Raw genomic sequence first — 3,010 nt, 5'->3', positions numbered from 1 at the left:
GCGCCGGACAGATCGGCTTCACGATTCTCTCGCTGACCATCTCGCTGATCGCGGTGCTGATCCCGCTGCTCTTCATGGGCGGCGTGATCGGGCGCCTCTTCAGCGAATTCGCGGTGACGCTCGCGGTCACTATCGTGCTGTCTGCCGTGGTCTCGCTGACCGTGGTGCCGATGCTCTGCGCGCGTTTGCTGCGCGCCCAGGCGGAACGCCATCCTAGCCGCTTCGAGCGAATTAGCGAGGGCCTCTTCGACAAGACGCTCGCCGGCTACGAACGGGGTTTGCGCTGGGTGCTGGATCATCAGGTGCTGACCCTGATGGTGGCAATCGGCACTGTCGTGCTGACCGGCATCCTGTACGTCGTGATTCCTAAGGGGTTGTTCCCGGTTCAGGACGTGGGCGTGATCCAGGGCATCAGCGTGGCAGACAACTCGGTGTCGTACAAGGCGATGGTGACGCGCCAGCGAGCGCTCGCCGACGCAATCATGAAAGATCCGGATGTCACCTCGCTCACCTCCTACGTGGGGATTGACGGTATCAACTCCACGCTGAACAGCGGCCGCTTCCTGATCAACCTGCGCGACCACGACAAGCGTTCCGACACGGCGCAGGAGATCGCGCGGCGCCTGCAGCAGGAAGTCGCCAATGTGGCCGGCATCAAGCTCTATATGCAGCCGGAGCAGGATCTCACGCTCGACACCACGGTCTCGCCGAACCAGTACAGCTTCGTGCTCCGTGGACCGAACCAGCAGGCGTTCCAGAAGTACGTACCGGAACTGGTTGCGCGCCTGAAGCAGATTCCGTCGCTTGCCGATGTGCAAAGCGATATGAATAGTGACGGCCTGAGCGTGTACGTTAACGTCAACCGGCAACTGGCCGCGCGTTTCGGCATAACGCCAGCCACCATCGATAACGCGCTCTATGACGCGCTGGGCCAGCGCATTGTCTCGACCATCTTCGAGCAGTCCGACCAGTACCGGGTGATTCTCGTCGCCAAGCCCACGTCGGTGCCCAACGTGGAGTCGCTCGGCAACCTGTACCTGCCGAGCCAGACGAGCAGCGCCGGCCAGGTGCCGCTCTCGGCGATCGCCAAGATCCAGATCACCAAGGCGCCGCTCGTGATCAGCCATCTGGCGCAGTTCCCCTCCGTCACCATCTCGTTCAACCTCGCGAAAGATGCGTCGTTGAGCACGGCGGTGGCGCGCATCCACGAGGCCGAACGGGCGGCAAACCTGCCGCCGTCGATCACCTCGTCGCTGCAGGGCGCAGCCCAGGCGTTCGAGGATTCGCTGTCGAGCGAGGGGTATCTGCTGATCGCCGCGCTGGTGGCCGTGTATATCGTGCTGGGCGTGCTTTACGAGAGCTTCATCCATCCGGTGACGATTCTCTCCACGCTGCCCTCGGCGGGGATCGGGGCCTTGCTCGCGTTGATGATCGCCGGCAGCGACCTCGACGTGATCGGCATCATCGGGATCGTGCTGCTCATCGGCATCGTCAAGAAGAACGCCATCATGATGGTGGACTTCGCGCTCGACGCCGAACGCAACCACGGAAAATCCCCGCGCGAGGCGATCTTCGAGGCGTCGCTGCTGCGCTTCAGGCCAATCCTGATGACGACGCTCGCGGCCATGCTCGGCGCGCTGCCGATGCTGCTTGGCAGCGGCACGGGTTCCGAGCTGCGTCGCCCGCTGGGCCTCGCGATCATCGGCGGCCTGACCTTGAGCCAGATCCTGACGCTGTTCACGACGCCGGTCATCTATCTGTACTTCGACCGGATGGCCGAGCGCACGAGACGCTGGCGCAATCGCAACAAACCTGAAGCGCCGCCGGTTCCGGAGGAGGGTACGCCGTGAACATATCGGCGTTATTCATCCAGCGGCCGGTCGCGACCACCCTCCTGGCGATTGCAATCCTGATCTCCGGGGCGCTCGCGTACTTCCGGCTGCCGGTCGCGCCGCTGCCCAATATCGCCTATCCGGTGATCGTGGTGCAGGCCAATCTGGCGGGCGCAAGCCCGGAGATCATGGCGTCCACCGTAGCCGAACCGCTGGAGCGGCGGCTCGGCACGATCGCAGGCGTGCAAGAGCTGACGTCGACCAACTATGTCGGCTCGTCGCAGATCGTGGTCGAGTTCGCGCTGAATCGCGAGATCAACGGCGCCGCCCGCGACGTCGAGGCGGCCATCCAGGCGGCGCGCGCAGACTTGCCGACCACCTTGCGCAGCAATCCGACCTATCGCCAGTACAACCCGGCGGATTCGCCGATCATGGTGCTCGCGCTGACCTCGGACACGCTCACCAAGTCGCAGCTCTACGACTCCGCGGATTCGGTGATCCAGCAGCAACTCTCCCAGGTCAACGGCGTGGGCCAGATCACGCTGGGCGGGGGTGCGTTGCCCTCGGTGCGGGTCGAGTTGCAGCCGGGCAAACTGAACAGCTACGGCCTCGGCCTCGAGGACGTGCGGGCGGCGATCGCGGCGGCCAACGCCGACAGCGCCAAGGGCCACGTCGAGCAGGGCGACCAACGCTACGTGGTCCTGTCCAACGACCAGATCACCAAAGCGGCGCCTTACCGCGAGCTGGTCGTCGCCTACCGCAACGGCGCGCCGGTGTTGCTGCGAGACATCGCCCAGGTCCTGGACTCCAACGAAAATATCCGCAACGCCGGGCTCTACAACGGCAAGTCGGCCGTACTGGTCATCGTCTATCCGATGCCCGGCAGCAATGTCGTCAGTACCGTCGCGCAGATCAAGAAGGTCCTGCCATCGATCGAGGCGACGCTGCCAAGCAGCGTCCATATCGGCGTCGCCATCGACCGCTCGGAATCGGTCCGGGCGTCGGTGGGGGATACCGAACGCACGCTGTTTATCGCTGTGCTGCTGGTGGTCGGCGTCGTGTTCGTGTTCCTGCAGTCGCCGCGCGCCACGCTGGTGCCGGCGGTTGCGTTGCCACTGTCGATCGTGGGCAGCTTCGGACCGATGTACCTGCTCGGCTACAGCATCGACAATCTCTCG

2 protein-coding genes are annotated in these 3,010 nt (G+C 64.4%); both read left to right on the top strand.

Annotated elements, in window-relative coordinates; all coding sequences use genetic code 11:
* Window positions 1-1,850 (top strand): efflux RND transporter permease subunit (locus WCA53_RS11945; protein ID WP_423909783.1); only part of this gene is annotated, 1,850 nt, incomplete at its 5' end.
* Window positions 1,847-3,010 (top strand): efflux RND transporter permease subunit (locus WCA53_RS11940; RefSeq protein WP_423909780.1); only part of this gene is annotated, 1,164 nt, incomplete at its 3' end. The genes WCA53_RS11945 and WCA53_RS11940, both read left to right, overlap by 4 nt.

This window comes from Caballeronia sp., from assembly GCF_049581465.1.
Taxonomy (GTDB): Bacteria; Pseudomonadota; Gammaproteobacteria; order Burkholderiales; family Burkholderiaceae; genus Caballeronia.
The sequence above is the reverse complement of the archived record's forward strand: the minus strand, read 5'-3'. Positions and strand labels throughout refer to the sequence as shown.